This is a genomic window from Streptomyces sp. NPDC060031 (assembly GCF_042736805.1).
Classification (GTDB): Bacteria; Actinomycetota; Actinomycetes; order Streptomycetales; family Streptomycetaceae; genus Streptomyces.
The window spans coordinates 23134-39103 of record NZ_JBHWVM010000020.1 but is presented as its reverse complement, the minus strand read 5'-3'; the positions used below and the strand labels follow the sequence as shown (position 1 = coordinate 39103).

Below are 15970 nucleotides of genomic sequence, written 5' to 3'. Positions count from 1 at the left end.
GGCGTTCCCGCGCCCTGGGGCTCCGCCCCGGACCCCGCGCCTCGAACTCCGCCGGACGGCGGCTCTGCCGTCAGCCGATGTCCGGCGGGTCGACGCGGATCCGCACAGCGTCCGCCGCCGCGACGCCCCGCGCCAGGCGGGCCGCCTGCGCCGACTTCAGGGCCGCCGCCAGCGCAGCGCCACTGCCCGGCGGGACCCGGACCAGCGCCCGCTCCCCCGCGGACGGCTCCCCGCGCCGCCCCGGCAGCGGCACCGGCCCGAGGACCTCCGCGTCCACCGGCAGGCCCGCACCGGCCAGGAAGGCCTCCACCGCCTCACCGCGCCCGGCCACCTCCGCCATCCGCGACACCGGCGGGAAACCGAGCTGGGCCCGCTCCGCGAGCTCCCGCACCGCATGCCCGACGGGGTCCCACCGCACCAGCGCCTGGACCGGCCGCAGCGTCGGCTCGGCGACCACGACGACCTGCCCGTCCCCCCGCACCAGCGAGGAGGCGGCGATCCACCGCCGCAGCGCGTCCTCCCCCGCCCGCAGGTCGGGCCGGGTCAGCATCGCCCAGCCGTCGAGCAGCAGCGCCGCCGCGTACCCGGCGCCCGCCGCGACCGGTTCGGCGCCGGGGGTGGACACCACCAGCGCGGGCTGGTCCGGCACCTCGTCCAGGACGTGGTCGCGCCCGGAGGTCCGTACGGGCACGGCCGGGAAGGCCCGCCCCAGTTCCTCGGCGGTCCGCCGGGCACCGACCACCTGGGCCCGCAGCCGGAAGGAACCGCACTCCTCGCAGTGCCACGCCGGCTCGGCCCGCCCGCACCACCCGCACTGCAGGTCCCGCTCGTCGGGGGCCTCCAGCGGCCCCGCGCAGACCGTGCACCGCGCAGGTGTCCGGCACCGCTCGCAGGAGAGCCGGGGCACATAGCCGCGCCGGGGCACCTGGACCAGTACGGGCCCGGTCTTGAGCCCCTCCCGTACGGTCTCCCACGCCAGGCTCGGCAGCCGGGCGGCCCGCGCCGCGCCGTCGCGGGCCAGCAGCTCGTCGCCGACGGTCCGGATCCGCGGGGCGCACGCCCGTACCGTCTCGCGGCTCGCGGCCAGCGGGCGCGCCCAGCCGGACTCCACCAGCTGCGCGGCCTCGACGGTGCAGCTGGTGCTCCCGGCGAGGAAGCCGCAGCCCTCGCTGACCGCGCGCAGTTCCAGGACCTCCCGGACGTGCGGGAAGGGGGCGTGGTCGTCGCTGTGGCTGGAGTCCCCGTCGTCCCAGACGGCGACCAGCCCGAGGTCCCGTACGGGTGCGAACATCGCGGCCCGGGTCCCGACGACGGCCCTCACCGAGCCCCGGCTCACGGCCAGCCACTGGCGGTAGCGCTTCTCGGGCCCGGACTCGGCGGTGAGCAGCGCGTGCCGCCCGTCCCCCAGCAGAGCGGTGAGCGCCGCGTCGACGCGGGCGGCGGTGCGCCCGTCGGGTACGACGGCGAGGGCGCCGCGCCCGGAGGCGAGGGTGGCGGCCATGGCGCGGGCGAGCTCGTCGGCCCAGCCGGGGCCGGGCAGGGCGGTCCACACGGCGCGGGGCGCCCCGCCGGTGGCCAGGGCCCGCAGGAAGCCCGGGCCGTTGCCGTACCGCTCCCAGCCGCCGGCTTCGGGGGCGGCGGGCGGCGGCAGCGGCTCGGGCGAGGGCTTCGCCTCGGCGCGGGCGCTGCGCGCGGGGAGGGCGAGCTGGAGCACGTCGGCCAGGCTGCCGGCGTACCGGTCGGCGACGGCGCGGGCGAGGGCGAGCATGCGCGGGCCGAGCACGACCTCGGGCGAGACGACCTGGGCGAGGGCGGCGAGGGCGCCGCTGTAGTCGGACTCGGCGCGCCGCTCGACGATGAACCCGTCGATGAGTCCGCCGCCCTCGCGGCGCCCGCCGTGGACCTGGTGGGAGCCGGCGCCGAAACGGACCCGGACGCGGACGCCCGGCTGGGCGCTCTCGGCGAGCTCGGCGGGGACGGCGTAGTCCCACAGCTGGTCGAGGTGGAGCACGCCCTTGTTGACGAGGATCCGGGCGACCGGAAGCTCCTCGGCGAGGGCGGCCCCCCGCCAGGTGCGGGGTTTGGCCTTGGGTGCCTTGGCCTTCGCCTCGGCCACCATTTCCCGGATCAGGGCGAGCTGTTCCGGCGGGGAATCGTTCGCGCTGCTCACACCAGCATTCTTACCAAACGCCACCGACAACGAACGGCCCCGGACCTGGAGAGGTCCGGGGCCGTTCGGTTCGGCCGGGTGTTACAGACCGGCGGCGGCGCGCAGGGCGTCCACGCGGTCGGTGCGCTCCCAGGTGAAGTCCGGCAGTTCGCGGCCGAAGTGGCCGTACGCGGCGGTCTGGGCGTAGATCGGGCGCAGCAGGTCGAGGTCGCGGATGATCGCGGCCGGGCGGAGGTCGAAGACCTCGCCGATGGCCTCCTCGATCTTCTGGACGTCGACCTTGGCGGTGCCGAAGGTCTCGACGAAGAGACCGACCGGCTCGGCCTTGCCGATCGCGTACGCGACCTGGACCTCGCAGCGCGAGGCGAGCCCGGCGGCGACGACGTTCTTGGCGACCCAGCGCATCGCGTACGCGGCGGAGCGGTCGACCTTGGACGGGTCCTTGCCGGAGAAGGCGCCGCCACCGTGGCGGGCCATGCCGCCGTAGGTGTCGATGATGATCTTGCGGCCGGTGAGGCCGGCGTCGCCCATCGGGCCGCCGATCTCGAAGCGGCCGGTCGGGTTGACCAGCAGGCGGTAGCCCTCGGTGTCGAGCTTGATGCCGTCCTCGACGAGCTGGGCCAGCACGTGCTCGACGACGAACTCGCGGATGTCCGGAGCGAGCAGCGAGTCCAGGTCGATGTCCGCGGCGTGCTGCGAGGAGACCACGACGGTGTCGAGGCGCACGGCCTTGTCACCGTCGTACTCGATGGTGACCTGGGTCTTGCCGTCGGGGCGCAGGTACGGGATGGTCCCGTTCTTGCGGACCTCCGACAGCCGGCGGGAGAGCCGGTGCGCGATGTGGATCGGGAGCGGCATGAGCTCGGGGGTCTCGTCGCAGGCGTAGCCGAACATCAGGCCCTGGTCGCCGGCGCCCTGCTTGTCGAGCTCGTCCTCGTCGCCCTCGACCCGCTTCTCGTACGCGGTGTCGACACCCTGCGCGATGTCCGGGGACTGGGCGCCGATGGACACCGAGACGCCGCAGGAGGCGCCGTCGAAGCCCTTCTTGGACGAGTCGTAACCGATTTCGAGGATCTTGTCGCGCACGAGCTGGGCGATCGGCGCGTAAGCCTTCGTCGTCACCTCGCCCGCGATGTGCACCAGACCGGTGGTGATGAGGGTCTCCACGGCCACACGCGAGGTCGGGTCCTCGGCGAGGAGCGCGTCGAGGATCGTGTCGCTGATCTGGTCAGCGATCTTGTCGGGGTGACCCTCGGTCACGGACTCCGAGGTAAACAGGCGACGGGACACAACGCTCCCTGGGGTTGCAGCGGCTGCTGGCTGATCATTTGGCGGAACCACATCGGGGGCTGCGCCCGATCACGTTCCGGATGCAGTTTATCGGTCGCCACCGTACGCCGGACCACCTGTCTCGCCCTGTGGGAGGCATGTGACCTGCGGCACTCCATTCTTGCGCAAGGAGTTGCCCGCGGAAAGAGGCTCCACTCAGGCGCGTCGGGATGTGAGGCGAGCCGCGACCTGGTCCCACACCACCTCGGCCAGCGCTTCCTTTGGACCGTAGGGGACCTGCGTCTCGGCCCCGTCGGAGGCCAGGATGACGGCCTCGTTCTCCTCGGAACCGAAGGTCTTGGCTTCGCCGACCTCGTTCACGACGAGAAGGTCACATCCCTTGCGCAGGAGCTTGGCGCGCCCGTTGGCGAGCACGTCGTCCGTCTCGGCGGCGAAACCGACCACGACCTGCCCCTCCCGGGCCCGGTCGGCGGAGATCTCGGCGAGCACGTCCGGGTTGCGCACGAGGGCGACCGGCGCCGGGTCCTCCCCGTCCTTCTTCTTGATCTTTCCGCCGGCGTACTCGGCCGGCCGGAAGTCGGCGACGGCCGCGGCCATCACCACGGCGTCGGCATCGGCGGCCGCCTTGAGCACGGCCTCCCGCAGCTGTACGGCCGTGCCGACCCGTACGACGTCCGCCCCGGCCGGGTCGGCGAGCGCGGTGTTGGCCGCGACGAGCGTGACCCGGGCGCCGCGCGCCACGGCTGTGCGGGCGAGCGCGTAGCCCTGCTTGCCCGAGGAGCGGTTGCCGAGGAAGCGGACGGGGTCGAGCGGCTCCCGGGTGCCGCCGGCGCTGATCACCACGTGGCGTCCGGCGAGGTCGGGCTCGGCCCCCGGGCGCGCCAGGACCCTGCGGCACACCTCGTAGATCTCCTCGGGGTCGGGCAGCCGCCCCTTGCCGGTGTCCTTGCCGGTGAGCCGGCCGACGGCGGGCTCGATGACCACGGCTCCGCGCCGGCGCAGCGTGGCCACGTTCTCCTGGGTGGCGGGGTGCTCCCACATCTCGGTGTGCATCGCGGGGGCGAAGACCACCGGGCAGCGCGCGGTGAGCAGCGTGTTGGTCAGCAGGTCGTCGGCGAGGCCGTGGGCGGCCTTGGCCAGCATGTCGGCGGTGGCCGGGGCGACGACGACGAGGTCCGCGGACTGGCCGATGCGCACGTGCGGCACCTCGTGGACGGTCTCCCAGACCTCGGTGGAGGCCGGGTTCCCGGAGAGGGCGGCCCAGGTGGCCTCGCCCACGAAGTTCAAGGACGCGGCCGTCGGCACCACCCGTACCTCGTGCCCGGACTCGGTCAGCCGGCGCAGCAGCTCGCACGCCTTGTAGGCGGCGATCCCGCCGCTGACCCCCAGCACGACCTTCGGCTTACCCACCAGGCACTCCCCTTCAGGATCCGTCTCACTGTGACACCTACGGGCCTATGACACACCACAGGCCCGGCAGATGTTCTGCCGGGCCTGTGGTGAAAGGAATTCTCGGTGCCTTACTGAGCCGGGGCCTCGATGGCCTCGGAGGTCAGCAGACCCGCGTTGATCTCGCGCAGCGCGATCGAAAGCGGCTTCTCGTGGACGTGGGTGTCCACCAGCGGGCCGACGTACTCGAGCAGGCCCTCACCGAGCTGCGAGTAGTACGCGTTGATCTGACGCGCACGCTTGGCCGCGTAGATCACGAGGCTGTACTTCGAGTCAGTAGCCTCGAGCAGCTCGTCGATCGGCGGGTTGATGATGCCCTCGGGCGCAGTGATGGAAGAGGACACGCTCTACCTTCCGAAGATGGGTGAAAGATCAAGCATTGATCGATGCAAAAATCGATCAACGATCAGACAACTTCCATCAAGGCTAGCAGCTCGCGAGCCACGTCCTCGACGGAGGTGTTGACAAGGGTGGTGTCGAACTCTGACTCGGCAGCGAGTTCGATCTTGGCGGTGTCGAGCCGGCGCGCGATCACATCGGCCGTTTCGGTGCCCCGGCCGGTGAGCCGCCGGACCAGTTCGTCCCAGCTCGGTGGGGCCAGGAAGACCAGCTGGGCCTCGGGCATCGACTCGCGGACGAGCCGGGCGCCCTGGAGGTCGATCTCCAGCAGTACCGGTTCGCCGTTCTCCAGGCGTTCCAGCACTGCGCCGCGCGGTGTGCCGTAGCGGTTGCCCGCGAATTCGGCCCATTCGAGCAGCTCGCCGTTGGCGATCAGCTTGTCGAACTCGTCGTCGTTGACGAAGAAGTACTGGACTCCGTGTCGCTCACCGGGCCGCGGCTTGCGGGTGGTGGCCGACACCGAGAGCCAGACCTCGGGGTGGACCTTGCGCATATGCGCGACGACCGTGCTCTTGCCGACCCCCGAGGGGCCGGAGAGCACGGTCAGCCGCGGACGAACCTCTGCTGCCATAGAGCGATTATCCAGCTTCTCGGGACTGCCTGAGAACGCCGGGGGAACTTCAGGCAGCGCGTCAGCCGGCAGGAGTGCCGAACTCACGCTCCAGAGAGGCGATCTGGTTGGAGCCGAGACCTCGAACACGTCGAGACTCGGAGATGCCGAGGCGCTCCATGATCTGCTTGGCGCGGACCTTGCCCACGCCGGGCAGGGACTCCAGCAGGGCGGAGACCTTCATCTTTCCGATGACGTCGTTCTCCTGGCCCGTCTTGATGACCTCTTGGAGCGAGGCGCCGGAATGCTTGAGTCGATTCTTCACCTCGGCCCGCTCCCGGCGAGCCGCGGCGGCCTTTTCGAGCGCGGCTGCGCGCTGTTCAGGGGTAAGGGGCGGAAGAGCCACGCCTACGTCACCTCGGATGTCGAACTGTCGGATACGGACCGGCGGGGAGCCTGAAGGCACCACGCCAGGCGAGGGCCCGAACAGCGGTGATGCTCGATCGCTGCTCGTTCACTCTGATCGGAGACTAGCGGCCATGACCGCTCCAGTCAGCGAGAACGGACGAAAAGTCCTGGTCAGCCTCCACTGAACCGTACATCACGGACAAACTACCCCGGTTTTGTCCGAGGAAAGACGTTCGAATTTCGTCAGGTGGGGCGACGAGCCCTCCGACGGCCTCCCCGAAAGACCGGAATCCGGGTCCGGGGAGCGCCGTGCGCAGGTCGTCGCGTCAGGCGGCCACGGCCTTGCGGATCTCTTCCGCGAACTCGTTCGCCGAGGAGCGCAGGGCGGCCGCGTCCGGGCCGTGCTTCAGTACCCCCCGCGACACGTTCGGCACGACGTTGCGGACGGCCGCGCCGAAGACGCCCGGCAGGTCCTGCGCCGTCGCGCCCTGCGCGCCGATCCCGGGGGCCAGCAGCGGCCCGTTGATGTCCAGGTCGAAGGAGGAGAGGTCGCCGAGCGTGGCGCCCACGACCGCGCCGAAGGACCCCATCGGCTCCGCGCCCGCGTTCTCCGCCGCCAGGTGCGCCAGCATCGTCGCGCCGACCGACAGCCCGTCGGCCCGCACCGCCCGCTGGACCTCCGCACCCTCCGGGTTCGAGGTGAGGGCCAGCACGAACAGGCCCGCCCCCGACTCCCGCGCCAGCTCCACGGCCGGCTTCAGCGAGCCGTAGCCCAGGTACGGGGACACCGTCAGCGCGTCCGAGAACAGCGGCGAGGACGGCGAGAGGAAGGTCTCGGCGTACGCGGCCATGGTCGAGCCGATGTCGCCCCGCTTGGCGTCCATGACGACCAGGGACCCGGCCGCGCGCGCGTCCGCGACGGTCCGCTCCAGGACCGCGACGCCCCGCGACCCGAAGCGCTCGAAGAAGGCGGCCTGCGGCTTGAACACCGCCACCGAGTCCGCCAGGGCCTCCACGACGGTCCGCGAGAACCGCTCCAGGCCCGCGATGTCGTCGTTCAGGCCCCAGGAGGCCAGCAGCTCGGCGTGCGGGTCGATGCCCACGCACAGCGGGCCGCGCGAGTCCATGGCGGCGCGCAGGCGGGCACCGAACGGGGTCACGGGGGTCACAGGGGTCACAGCGCGGCCTTTCGGGTCTCGGCGCCCACCGCGTCGGCGAGCGTCTCGTACGGGCTGGCGGCCAGGCGCGCGGCCAGGCCCTTGTGAATGGCGCGGGCGTAGAACGGGCCCTCGTAGATGAAGGCGCTGTAGCCCTGGACCAGGGTCGCCCCGGCCAGGATCCGCTGCCAGGCGTCCTCGGCGTTCTCGATGCCTCCGACACCCACCAGCACCAGCCGGTCCCCCACGCGGGCGTACAGCCGCCTCAGGACCTCCAGGGAGCGCTCCTTGACGGGGGCGCCGGACAGCCCGCCGGCCTCCTTCACCAGGGAGGGGTCGGAGCGAAGGCCCAGGCCCTCCCGCGCGATCGTCGTGTTCGTGGCGATGATGCCGTCCAGGCCCAGCTCCAGCGCGAGGTCGGCGACCGCGTCCACGTCCTCGTCGGCGAGGTCCGGCGCGATCTTGACCAGCAGCGGGACCCGCCGGTCCGTCACCACGCGGTCCGCGGCCTCGCGCACGGCCGCCAGCAGCGGGCGCAGGGACTCGGCGGCCTGGAGGTTGCGCAGCCCCGGGGTGTTCGGCGAGGAGACGTTGACCACGAGGTAGTCGGCGTGGCGGGCGAGGCGCTCGGTCGAGGCGACGTAGTCCCGGGCGGCCTCCTCCTCCGGTACGGCCTTCGTCTTGCCGATGTTGACGCCGACGACCGTCTCGAAGACCGGCGTACGGGTGGCCAGGCGCTCGGCCACGGCCGCGGAGCCCTCGTTGTTGAAGCCCATCCGGTTGATCAGCGCGCGGTCCGGCACGAGCCGGAAGAGCCGCTTCTTCGGGTTGCCCGGCTGGGCCTCGGCGGTGACCGTGCCGATCTCGATGTGGTCGAAGCCGAGCATCGACATGCCGTCGATGGCGACCGCGTTCTTGTCGAAGCCCGCGGCGAGGCCGAAGGGGCCGTGCATCCGCAGTCCGAGCGCCTCGGTGCGCAGCGACGCGTGGCGCGGTGCCAGGGCCGCCGCCACGAAGGTGCGCAGCACCGGCGTACGGGCCGCGAGGCGGATCCAGCGGAAGGCCATGTGGTGGGCCTGCTCCGGGTCCATCCGCTTGAAGACGAGGTTGAAGAAGAGTTTGTACATCGGCTGGAAGATCCCTCTGCGCTCATGAAGAGGGGGACACCCGTCGCATCAGCGAATCCGGTGTCCCCCTCTCCTGTACGGGCTGCTAGTCGCGGGCCGCGATCAGGTGCTCGGCGTGTTCCTGGAGCGAACGGACGCCCACGTCGCCGCGGTTGAGTGCGTCGATGCCCTGGACGGCGGCGGCGAGCGCCTGGACCGTCGTCAGACACGGGACGCTGCGCGCCACGGCCGCCGTGCGGATCTCGTAGCCGTCGAGGCGGCCGCCGGTGCCGTACGGAGTGTTGACGATCAGGTCGACCTGGCCGTCGTGGATCAGCTGGACGATGGTCTTCTCGCCGCCCGGGCCCTCGCCCTCGCTGAGCTTGCGCACCACGGTGGCGTTGATGCCGTTGCGGCGCAGCACCTCGGCGGTGCCGGAGGTCGCGAGCAGCTCGAAGCCGTGGGCGACGAGCTCGCGCGCCGGGAAGATCATCGAGCGCTTGTCGCGGTTGGCGACGGAGATGAAGGCGCGGCCCTTGGTCGGCAGCGGGCCGTAGGCGCCGGCCTGCGACTTGGCGTAGGCCGTGCCGAAGACGGAGTCGATGCCCATGACCTCGCCGGTGGAGCGCATCTCCGGGCCGAGGACCGTGTCGACGCCGCGGCCGTGGATGTCGCGGAACCGCGACCACGGCATGACGGCCTCCTTGACGGAGATCGGCGCGTCGAGCGGCAGGGTGCCGCCGTCGCCGGTCTTGGGCAGCATGCCCTCGGCGCGCAGCTCGGCGATGGTGGTGCCGAGCGAGATGCGCGCGGCGGCCTTCGCGAGCGGGACGGCGGTCGCCTTCGAGGTGAAGGGGACGGTCCGGGAGGCGCGCGGGTTGGCCTCCAGGACGTAGAGGATGTCACCCGCCATCGCGAACTGGATGTTGATCAGGCCGCGGACGCCGACGCCCTTGGCGATGGCTTCGGTGGAGGCGCGCAGCCGCTTGATGTCGTAGCCGCCGAGGGTGATCGGGGGCAGGGCGCAGGCCGAGTCGCCGGAGTGGATGCCGGCTTCCTCGATGTGCTCCATGACGCCGCCGAGGTAGAGCTCGGTGCCGTCGTAGAGGGCGTCGACGTCGATCTCGATGGCGTCGTCGAGGAAGCGGTCGACCAGCACGGGGCGGGTCGGCGAGATCTCGGTGGACTCGGCGATGTACGACTCGAGGCGGGCCTCGTCGTACACGATCTCCATGCCGCGGCCGCCGAGCACGTACGAGGGGCGTACGAGGACGGGGTAGCCGATCTCGTCGGCGATGGCCTTGGCACCCGTGAAGGTGGTGGCGGTGCCGTGCTTGGGGGCCGGCAGGCCGGCGTCGGCGAGGACCTGGCCGAAGGCGCCGCGGTCCTCGGCGGCGTGGATGGCCTCCGGGGAGGTGCCGACGACGGGGACGCCGTTGTCCTTGAGCGCCTGGGCGAGACCGAGGGGGGTCTGGCCGCCGAGCTGGACGACGACGCCGGCGATGGGGCCGGCGAGGGACTCGGCGTGGACGATCTCCAGCACGTCTTCGAGCGTCAGCGGCTCGAAGTACAGGCGGTCGGAGGTGTCGTAGTCGGTGGAGACCGTCTCCGGGTTGCAGTTGACCATCACGGTCTCGTAGCCGGCGTCGCTGAGGGCGAAGGAGGCGTGGACGCAGGAGTAGTCGAACTCGATGCCCTGGCCGATGCGGTTCGGGCCGGAGCCCAGGATGATGACCGCGGGCTTGGTGCGCGGGGAGACCTCGGACTCCTCGTCGTACGAGGAGTAGAAGTACGGGGTCTTCGCGGCGAACTCGGCGGCGCAGGTGTCGACCGTCTTGTAGACCGGGCGGACGCCGAGCGCGTGGCGGACCTCGCGGACGACGTCCTCGCGCAGGCCGCGGATCTCGGCGATCTGGGCGTCGGAGAAGCCGTGGCGCTTGGCCTCGGCGAGCAGCTCGGGGTGGAGCTTCTCGGCGGCGGCCAGCTCGTCGGCGATCTCCTTGATCAGGAAGAGCTGGTCGACGAACCAGGGGTCGATCTTCGTGGACTCGAAGACCTCTTCCTGGGTGGCGCCGGCGCGGATGGCCTGCATGACGGTGTTGATGCGGCCGTCGGTCGGGCGGGCCGCGGTGGCGAGGAGTTCGGCCTTGTCGCCGACCGGGCCGACGAAGGTGAACTGCGAGCCCTTCTTCTCCAGGGAGCGCAGGGCCTTCTGGAGCGCCTCGGTGAAGTTGCGGCCGATGGCCATGGCCTCGCCCACCGACTTCATGGTGGTGGTGAGGGTGGAGTCGGCGAGCGGGAACTTCTCGAAGGCGAAGCGCGGAGCCTTGACCACGACGTAGTCGAGGCTCGGCTCGAAGGAGGCCGGGGTCTTCTCGGTGATGTCGTTGGGGACCTCGTCGAGCGTGTAGCCGATGGCCAGCTTGGCGGCGATCTTGGCGATCGGGAAGCCGGTGGCCTTCGACGCGAGCGCCGAGGAGCGCGAGACGCGCGGGTTCATCTCGATGACGATGACGCGGCCGTCGGCCGGGTCGATGGCGAACTGGATGTTGCAGCCGCCGGTGTCGACGCCGACCTCGCGGATGATCGCGATGCCGATGTCGCGCAGCCGCTGGTACTCGCGGTCGGTCAGCGTCATCGCCGGGGCGACGGTGATGGAGTCGCCGGTGTGGACGCCCATCGGGTCGAAGTTCTCGATGGAGCAGACGACGACCACGTTGTCCTTGGTGTCGCGCATCAGCTCCAGCTCGTACTCCTTCCAGCCGAGGATGGACTCCTCCAGGAGCACCTCGGTGGTCGGGGAGAGCGTCAGGCCCTGGCCGGCGATGCGGCGCAGCTCTTCCTCGTCGTGGGCGAAGCCGGAGCCGGCGCCGCCCATGGTGAAGGAGGGGCGCACGACGACGGGGTAGCCGCCGAGGGTGTCGACGCCCTTGATGACGTCGTCCATCGTGTGGCAGATGACCGAGCGGGCGGACTCGCCGTAGCCGATCTTGGCCTTGACGGCCTCGACGACGCCCTTGAAGAGGTCGCGGTCCTCGCCCTTGTTGATGGCCTCGACGTTGGCGCCGATGAGCTCGACGCCGTACTTCTCCAGCACACCCTGCTCGTGCATGGAGATGGCGGTGTTCAGCGCGGTCTGGCCGCCGAGGGTCGGGAGCAGCGCGTCGGGGCGCTCCTTCGCGATGATCTTCTCGACGAACTCGGGGGTGATCGGCTCGACGTACGTGGCGTCGGCGATCTCCGGGTCGGTCATGATCGTCGCGGGGTTGGAGTTCACCAGGATGACCCGCAGGCCCTCGGCCTTGAGGATGCGGCAGGCCTGGGTGCCGGAGTAGTCGAACTCGGCGGCCTGGCCGATGACGATCGGGCCGGAGCCGATGACCAGGACGGACTGGATATCGGTGCGCTTAGGCACGCTCGGCCTCCATCAGAGATACGAAGCGGTCGAAGAGGTACGCGGCGTCGTGCGGGCCGGCAGCCGCCTCGGGGTGGTACTGGACGGAGAAGGCCGGCTGGTCGAGCAGCTGGAGGCCTTCGACGACCTGGTCGTTCAGGCAGACGTGGGAGACCTCGGCGCGGCCGTAGGGGGTCTCGGAGACCTTGTCGAGGGGCGCGTCCACGGCGAAGCCGTGGTTGTGCGCGGTGACCTCGACCTTGCCGGTGGTGCGGTCCTGCACCGGCTGGTTGATGCCGCGGTGGCCGTACTTCAGCTTGTACGTGCCGAAGCCGAGCGCGCGGCCCAGGATCTGGTTGCCGAAGCAGATGCCGAAGAGCGGGGTCTTGCGCTCCAGGACACCCTGCATGACGGCCACGGGGCCGTCCGCGGTGGCCGGGTCGCCCGGGCCGTTGGAGAAGAACACGCCGTCCGGGTTGACCGCGTAGACGTCCTCGACGGTGGCGGTGGCGGGGAGCACGTGCACCTCGATGCCGCGCTCGGCCATCCGGTGCGGGGTCATGCCCTTGATGCCGAGGTCCACGGCGGCGACGGTGAACTTCTTCTCACCGATCGCGGGGACGACGTACGTCTCCTTGGTGGCGACCTCGGCGGAGAGGTTGGCGCCCTTCATCTGCGGGGCTTCCAGGACGCGGGCCAGCAGGGCCGCGTCGTCGGTGGCACCGGCGGTCGCCTCGCCGGAGAAGATGCCGACGCGCATGGCGCCGCGCTCGCGCAGGTGGCGGGTCAGGGCGCGGGTGTCGATGCCGCAGATGCCGACGACGCCCTGCTTGACCAGTTCCTCGTCCAGCGAGCGCTGCGAGCGCCAGTTGGACGGGACGCGGGCGGGGTCGCGTACGACGTAGCCGGCCACCCAGATGCGGGAGGACTCGGGGTCTTCGTCGTTGACGCCGGTGTTGCCCACGTGCGGGGCGGTCATCACGACGACCTGCCGGTGGTACGACGGGTCGGTGAGGGTCTCCTGGTAACCGGTCATGCCGGTGGAGAACACGGCCTCGCCGAAGGTCTCCCCCACAGCGCCGTAGGCACGGCCGCGGAAGATCCGACCGTCCTCCAGGACGAGTACGGCGGGAGCTTTGGCTGCTCCCCTGGTGGAGGTCGTCATCGTTCGGCGCCTTCCGTCGTGATGGATGAGTTCATGAGATTGACGGCTTCGACCCATGCGGCGTGTTCGGCCGCGCGGTCGGAGCGGAAACCGGAGTCGATCAGCCTGTCGCCGTGCGCCCATGTGACGACGAGCAGACCGCCCTCGGTGAGTACCTTGCCCGCGATTCCCTTGTCGAGGCGGGCGCCGCGCAGTTGCGCGGCCGGTACGAAGAAGTCGGTGGCACCCGGACGGACCACGTCGAGGCCCGCGTCGGTGAGCGTGAGCTCGACCCGGCTGCGGACGCCCAGACCGTGGGCGACGATCCGATCGAGCCACTGCCCCGCGGTGGTGGAGCCGTGGTACCGGCCGGTCAGGGCCAGGCGGTGCTCGGGGAGACCGCCGGGGGCGACGGGCAGCTCCGGCAGATCGCTCTGCAGGGTGCCGCGCCATTTCCAGCCCTGCCGCATCAGCCAGTACACGAAGGCGATGAAGGCGAGCAGACCGATCACCCACGCGATGCGCGCGCCCCAGTCCGTCACCTCCGCCGACTGTCGTTCGGCGGCCTCCGCGGCCAGTTGGATTACTGCAGGTGTCACGCCAGCTTCCCGTCCACGACCGTTGCCCGGCCCCGCAGGAAGGTGTGAGTGACGCGACCCGGCAGCTCACGGCCCTCGTAAGGCGTGTTGCGGCTGCGGGAGGCGAAGTGTGCGGGGTCCACGACTCCACGGTACGAGGTATCGACCAAGGTCAGGTTCGCGGGTTCACCTGCCGAGACGGGCCGGCCGTGGTTCTGCAGGCTGCCGATGCGCGCCGGGGCGTGCGACATGCGCTCGGCGACGCCCGCCCAGTCGAGCAGTCCGGTCTCCACCATCGTCTGCTGGACCACGGACAGCGCGGTCTCCAGACCCACCATGCCCATGGCGGCGGCGGCCCACTCGCAGTCCTTGTCCTCGTGCGGGTGCGGGGCGTGGTCGGTGGCGACGATGTCGATCGTGCCGTCGGCGAGCGCCTCGCGCAGGGCCATGACGTCGCGCTCGGTGCGCAGCGGCGGGTTGACCTTGTAGACCGGGTCGTACGAGCGGACGAGCTCGTCGGTGAGGAGCAGGTGGTGCGGGGTGACCTCGGCGGTGACGTCGATGCCGCGGGACTTGGCCCAGCGGACGATCTCCACGGAGCCGGCGGTGGAGAGGTGGCAGATGTGCACGCGGGAGCCGACGTGCTCGGCGAGGAGGACGTCGCGGGCGATGATCGACTCCTCGGCGACGGCCGGCCAGCCGCCGAGGCCGAGCTCGGCCGAGACGATGCCCTCGTTCATCTGGGCGCCCTCGGTCAGGCGGGGCTCCTGGGCGTGCTGGGCGACGACGCCGCCGAAGGCCTTCACGTACTCCAGGGCGCGGCGCATGATCACGGCGTCGTCGACGCACTTGCCGTCGTCGGAGAAGACCGTGACGCGGGCGGCGGACTCGTGCATGGCACCCAGCTCGGAGAGCTTCTTGCCCTCCAGGCCCACGGTGACGGCGCCGATCGGCTGCACGTCGCAGTAGCCGGACTCCTTGCCCAGGCGCCAGACCTGCTCGACGACGCCGGCGGTGTCGGCGACCGGGAAGGTGTTGGCCATGGCGAAGACGGCGGTGAAGCCGCCGGAGGCGGCGGCGCGGGTGCCGGTCAGGACGGTCTCGGAGTCCTCGCGGCCGGGCTCGCGCAGGTGGGTGTGCAGGTCGACGAGGCCGGGGAGGAGCACCTGGCCCCCGGCCTCGATGACGGTCGCGCCCTCGGCGGACAGGTCCTGCCCCACCTCGGCGATGGTCTCGCCGTCGATCAGGACGTCCTGCGCCTCGCCACCGAGTACCTTCGCGCCACGAATAAGGATCTTGCTCATCTTTACTTGCTCTCCTCGGTGCGGGGCGTGCTGGTGGTGGTGACGGCGGGCTCGGATCCACCGAGCAGCAGGTACAGGACGGCCATGCGGATCGACACGCCGTTGGCGACCTGCTCGACGACCGTGCAGCGGTCGGAGTCGGCGACCTCGGCGGTGATCTCCATGCCGCGGACCATCGGCCCGGGGTGCATGACGATGGCGTGCTCGGGCATCCGCGCCATGCGCGCGCCGTCCAGACCGTAGCGCCGGGAGTACTCGCGCTCGGTCGGGAAGAAGGCGGCGTTCATGCGCTCGCGCTGCACACGCAGCATCATGACCGCGTCCGACTTCGGCAGCACCTCGTCGAGGCTGTACGAGATCTCGCACGGCCAGGTCTCGACGCCGACGGGCACCAGGGTGGGCGGGGCCACCAGGGTGACCTCGGCGCCGAGGGTGTGCAGCAGGTCGACGTTGGAACGGGCCACGCGGCTGTGCAGGACGTCGCCGACGAGCGTGATCCGGCGGCCGTCGAGCCCCTTGCCGAGTCCGGCGTCCTTGCCGACCAGGCGGCGGCGCATGGTGAACGCGTCGAGCAGGGCCTGGGTGGGGTGCTGGTGGGTGCCGTCGCCCGCGTTGATCACGGGGGCGTCGATCCAGCCGGAGGTCGCGAGCCGGTAGGGGGCGCCGGAGGCGCCGTGCCGGATGACCACGGCGTCGACGCCCATGGCCTCCAGGGTCTGGGCGGTGTCCTTGAGGGACTCGCCCTTGGAGACGCTGGAGCCCTTCGCCGCGAAGTTGATGACGTCGGCGGAGAGGCGCTTCTCGGCGGCTTCGAAGGAGATGCGGGTGCGGGTCGAGTCCTCGAAGAAGAGGTTGCAGATGGTGCGTCCGCGCAGGGTGGGCAGTTTCTTTATCGGCCGGTCCGCGACGCGGGCCATCTCCTCGGCGGTGTCGAGGATGAGGACGGCGTCGTCGCGCGTGAGATCGGCGGCCGAGATGAGGTGGCGCTTCATCCGGGTGCTCCGTAAGTCGGGGAGGGCAG

The 15970-nt window shown here is 71.2% G+C and carries 13 protein-coding genes; all 13 read right to left on the bottom strand.

All coding sequences use genetic code 11. The features are described from left to right. Positions 1-70: 70 nt before the first annotated feature. A complete protein-coding gene (locus tag ACFWB8_RS11800; RefSeq protein WP_385224807.1) occupies positions 71-2170 on the bottom strand; it encodes a primosomal protein N' in 2100 nt (699 codons plus the stop codon). An 81-nt stretch (positions 2171-2251) separates the two neighbouring features. Beyond that, positions 2252-3460, bottom strand: coding sequence for a methionine adenosyltransferase (gene metK / locus ACFWB8_RS11795; RefSeq protein WP_385224805.1), 1209 nt, complete (start codon positions 3458-3460; stop codon positions 2252-2254). Positions 3461-3655: 195 nt separating this feature from the next. Continuing rightward, positions 3656-4870 (bottom strand): bifunctional phosphopantothenoylcysteine decarboxylase/phosphopantothenate--cysteine ligase CoaBC, encoded by a 1215-nt coding sequence (gene coaBC, locus ACFWB8_RS11790; RefSeq protein ID WP_385224803.1) that lies wholly within the window; start codon positions 4868-4870, stop codon positions 3656-3658. Between the two features lie 110 nt (positions 4871-4980). Next, entirely contained in the window at positions 4981-5253 is a 273-nt protein-coding gene (gene rpoZ, locus ACFWB8_RS11785) for a DNA-directed RNA polymerase subunit omega (protein ID WP_004948662.1), read from the bottom strand. 62 nt (positions 5254-5315) lie between these two features. Then, a complete protein-coding gene (gmk, locus tag ACFWB8_RS11780) occupies positions 5316-5879 on the bottom strand; it encodes a guanylate kinase (protein ID WP_385224801.1) in 564 nt (187 codons plus the stop codon). Between the two features lie 61 nt (positions 5880-5940). Further along, the gene (locus tag ACFWB8_RS11775) at positions 5941-6264 is read right to left on the bottom strand and encodes an integration host factor (protein WP_008740406.1); all 324 of its coding nucleotides are present in this window, start codon (positions 6262-6264) and stop codon (positions 5941-5943) included. Between the two features lie 328 nt (positions 6265-6592). Beyond that, positions 6593-7435 carry an orotidine-5'-phosphate decarboxylase gene (gene pyrF / locus ACFWB8_RS11770; protein ID WP_385224915.1) on the bottom strand — a complete coding sequence of 281 codons (843 nt, stop codon included), beginning with the start codon at positions 7433-7435 and terminating at the stop codon, positions 6593-6595. 5 nt (positions 7436-7440) lie between these two features. Continuing rightward, the gene (locus ACFWB8_RS11765) at positions 7441-8550 is read right to left on the bottom strand and encodes a quinone-dependent dihydroorotate dehydrogenase (RefSeq protein ID WP_385224799.1); all 1110 of its coding nucleotides are present in this window, start codon (positions 8548-8550) and stop codon (positions 7441-7443) included. Between the two features lie 85 nt (positions 8551-8635). Continuing rightward, the gene (carB, locus tag ACFWB8_RS11760; protein ID WP_385224797.1) at positions 8636-11944 is read right to left on the bottom strand and encodes a carbamoyl-phosphate synthase large subunit; all 3309 of its coding nucleotides are present in this window, start codon (positions 11942-11944) and stop codon (positions 8636-8638) included. Continuing rightward, positions 11937-13088: a glutamine-hydrolyzing carbamoyl-phosphate synthase small subunit gene (carA, locus tag ACFWB8_RS11755; RefSeq protein ID WP_385224795.1), complete on the bottom strand. Its 1152-nt coding sequence runs from the start codon at positions 13086-13088 to the stop codon at positions 11937-11939. The genes carB and carA overlap by 8 nt, the downstream gene beginning before the upstream one ends. Continuing rightward, positions 13085-13666, bottom strand: a complete 582-nt coding sequence (locus tag ACFWB8_RS11750; protein WP_385224793.1) for a hypothetical protein — start codon at positions 13664-13666, stop codon at positions 13085-13087. The genes carA and ACFWB8_RS11750 overlap by 4 nt, the downstream gene beginning before the upstream one ends. Further along, entirely contained in the window at positions 13663-14949 is a 1287-nt protein-coding gene (locus tag ACFWB8_RS11745; RefSeq protein WP_385224791.1) for a dihydroorotase, read from the bottom strand. Before ACFWB8_RS11745 ends, ACFWB8_RS11750 begins: the two co-directional genes overlap by 4 nt. A gap of 2 nt (positions 14950-14951) precedes the next feature. Further along, complete coding sequence (locus ACFWB8_RS11740; protein WP_385224789.1) at positions 14952-15941, bottom strand: aspartate carbamoyltransferase catalytic subunit; 990 nt, start codon at positions 15939-15941, stop codon at positions 14952-14954. Between the last annotated feature and the right edge of the window lie 29 nt (positions 15942-15970).

Coding starts and splice junctions, on each gene's coding strand:
- gmk (WP_385224801.1), bottom strand. CDS start 5,879: ATGGCAGCAGAGGTTCGTCCGCGGCTGACCGTGCTCTCCGGCCCCTCG.
- ACFWB8_RS11740 (WP_385224789.1), bottom strand. CDS start 15,941: ATGAAGCGCCACCTCATCTCGGCCGCCGATCTCACGCGCGACGACGCC.
- carA (WP_385224795.1), bottom strand. CDS start 13,088: ATGACGACCTCCACCAGGGGAGCAGCCAAAGCTCCCGCCGTACTCGTC.
- ACFWB8_RS11765 (WP_385224799.1), bottom strand. CDS start 8,550: ATGTACAAACTCTTCTTCAACCTCGTCTTCAAGCGGATGGACCCGGAG.
- ACFWB8_RS11745 (WP_385224791.1), bottom strand. CDS start 14,949: ATGAGCAAGATCCTTATTCGTGGCGCGAAGGTACTCGGTGGCGAGGCG.